This is a genomic window from Hydrogenovibrio sp., from assembly GCF_049975065.1.
In the GTDB taxonomy this organism is placed as follows: Bacteria; Pseudomonadota; Gammaproteobacteria; order Thiomicrospirales; family Thiomicrospiraceae; genus Hydrogenovibrio.
Genome location: NZ_JBNGDN010000016.1, coordinates 26,189 through 28,806 on the forward strand (window position 1 = coordinate 26,189; position 2,618 = coordinate 28,806).

Sequence of the window (2,618 nt, forward strand, 5' to 3'; positions counted from 1 at the left end):
CAAATTGACATAAATCACCCGTGTGCACCACCACATCCACGTCGGGGATTGCGTGTAGCCGTCTATGATGACCATGCGTATCACTGATGCACCAAATTTTCATATGGTTTCCTTTAACACGAATATGTCATAAATCGGGATAACGAAACAGCGTTGTATTACACTGTTCCCATGAAAGACAGTACCTTACAAAAATTGCCAGCCATATTGCAAAAAGACTTGGATGAAAACCTATGCGTCTGCAACCAGGTTTTGAAAGTACGGATTATTGACGCCATCGAACAAGGGGCACACACCCTAGAAGCCGTTCAAAGACAAACGGGAGCCACAGACGGAAATGGTTGCTGCAAACGGCAGGTGCAGCGACTGATTGAATGCCTTACGCAAAAAGAAACCGAAACAGAATAACAACGCATACACTACGCGGATTGATTAAGCAGACGTATTTCAAATTGATTGCGTGCCTTTTCACCTGAAGACACCAGGTTGGCCAAGCCTTGATCAGCACGGTCTTCAGACATCGTCACAGCCCATGCCGTCCGCGTTGAAGCCTCGCCGTTCAGTAAGTCAACCGAAGCGTCGGCTTGCGCATTGAATAGCGGCGATGATGCTGCTGATTCGGTGGACTCAGCACTGGATTTCGTTATCGATTCCGTTGCGGATTCCGTGGTCGCCTCAGTATCTTCCGCTTCAGAAGAAGGGGATTGCGATGCGGCCAATTCGGCACGTGCCTGCGCCGCCATTTGAGTCGCCTGAGCCGCCACCCTCATATCCTGAGACGACGGTTCTGCCGGTGCCAAAGCCGCAGCACGCACCTGCTGCGCTTTCGCAAGCGTGGCTTGAGGGTCACCGGAAATTGGGCTGGTATCAATCCCCACTTCACCGCCCACTGCATAACGTTTGCCGTCCGGCCCCGTCTGATAAGCATAAGAAGCACCGCTGGTAACATATTGCCCACCCGCCGCTACGTGTGCCTGCTCGTGGGCTCGCACCTCCATGTCGCGGGACTTCAACTGCATGACCACCCGTTCAACTTCCAACTGCGCCGCTTTTTCAGAGATACTGGGATCGGCAGGCGTTTGCCCGTCCGAAGGATTTGATTCGGAAGACGAGCCGGAGGAAGCCGAATTTCGGCTTTGGCCGGTGTCAGCATCGGAAACCTGAGGATTTGTCTCACGACTATCGGCTTGCGTTTGAAAGGGATTGGATTGAGCGTTTGTTGACTGAGTCAACGCATCCGAAATGGATGGAGAAACATTAATTTTGCGTGTTGGCGAAGACGCTAAAGCATCCACCGACATCTGCGGAGATGGATAGGCATTGCTATAAAACGGCATGGCTGATGACGCAATATCCATGACTTCACCTTCAACGTGTAAACGCAATTATATGTTCTTTAAATAAATTATAGCACTGCTGGAAAATAAATTAAAATTAGGTAACGGCTTTATCGCAAATGGGTGGATGATTAAAGCTAGCCCGAAATTGACGAAAGCGTTTTAACATATTGAAAAAATATGTCATGCGTGGCATAAATATTTGTCATTTTGGAGTATATCGGGCAATAATGACGTTAATTTGACAGCCGTGCAAGATTGAATTGAAGAACGGATGAAACAAGGTGCAAACGATGCAAGAACCTCTAAAAATTGCAGCCTATATTTTAAAAAAACACAATAGAACGGATATCCCAACCGAGCTGCTTGAATTAAAAGCAGAACTTGAAAAAAAATTCCCCAATACCGTCACAGTGGCTAATCTTATCAGCCACAACCCGGAAATGCTTGCAAACTTTTTATCCCTTGCCAATACCAATTTAACCCGCGAGAAAGCGAAGATAAAAGACGCAAAGGTCGCCGTCAACCTACTCGGGCTGGATGAAATCTACAATCTGTTTTTATCGTCCATTCTCAGCCATGTGCTAGCACAAGACGCTTATGAGCAATCCATCCTGATGTATGGCGCAAAAGCCGGCTTGGCCGCCGCAGAATTATCTTACTGGGTGTTTGACGTTTCCAGAACCGAAGCCTATATTGCCGCATTGCTCCAAAATGTCGGCGCCATTTACCTTTACCGAGAATTTCCAAACCGCTACCCAACGATTATCGAGAATCAAAAAACCAACCCACTTACCGCTTATAACAAAGAACTAGAACAGTTCCGAACCAGTCATGTCTTCGTCACCGCATTGCTCGGCAAAAAATGGGAAATCGATCCCAATATTTTCAAAGCACTGCTGTTTCATCACGACAGTGACTTTGCAGTAAAAACCGCCGCGAAATCGCAAATTCGACATCTTGTCGCGCTCACAATTGTCAGCAATTACATCGTAAGCGTTTGTGATGATGAACAATACATCACGCAAGAGCTGAAAGATTATCGAGATTTAGGAAAGCAAATACTTGAATTACCCGACAACGCATACAATGCGGCCATTTCAGCGGTTAAAAAATGGGGCGAAAGCGGCTCCTTAGTATCCGCCAGTCACTGAAGGAATAAACAAGCAGAATTGGACATAAATTGAGGGCGAAATCCATCGGCAATTGAGCGGTGGAATCCATAGAATAACAATCGCGCAAAAAAAAACCCATCAAGAGATGGGTTTTTAGGAATAAAAG

Annotated in this window: 3 protein-coding genes; 2 read left to right on the forward strand and 1 reads right to left on the reverse strand. The window is 46.8% G+C overall.

Annotation, left to right across the window (positions count from 1 at the left end; genetic code table 11):
* The first annotated feature begins 153 nt into the window (after nucleotides 1–153).
* Complete coding sequence (locus ACP5D0_RS03760) at nucleotides 154–408, forward strand: (2Fe-2S)-binding protein (protein ID WP_472364242.1); 255 nt, start codon at nucleotides 154–156, stop codon at nucleotides 406–408.
* Between the two features lie 11 nt (nucleotides 409–419).
* Here ACP5D0_RS03760 and ACP5D0_RS03765 read toward each other — a convergent pair whose 3' ends face one another.
* A complete protein-coding gene (locus tag ACP5D0_RS03765; RefSeq protein ID WP_472364243.1) occupies nucleotides 420–1,358 on the reverse strand; it encodes a putative metalloprotease CJM1_0395 family protein in 939 nt (312 codons plus the stop codon).
* A 272-nt stretch (nucleotides 1,359–1,630) separates the two neighbouring features.
* Between ACP5D0_RS03765 and ACP5D0_RS03770 the strand changes: the two genes are divergently transcribed.
* Nucleotides 1,631–2,491, forward strand: a complete 861-nt coding sequence (locus ACP5D0_RS03770) for an HDOD domain-containing protein (protein ID WP_472364244.1) — start codon at nucleotides 1,631–1,633, stop codon at nucleotides 2,489–2,491.
* The last annotated feature ends 127 nt before the right edge of the window (nucleotides 2,492–2,618 follow it).

Excerpts from the sequence above, each read along its gene's own strand:
- ACP5D0_RS03765 (WP_472364243.1), bottom strand. The coding sequence starts at position 1,358 with ATGGATATTGCGTCATCAGCCATGCCGTTTTATAGCAATGCCTATCCA.
- ACP5D0_RS03770 (WP_472364244.1), top strand. The coding sequence starts at position 1,631 with ATGCAAGAACCTCTAAAAATTGCAGCCTATATTTTAAAAAAACACAAT.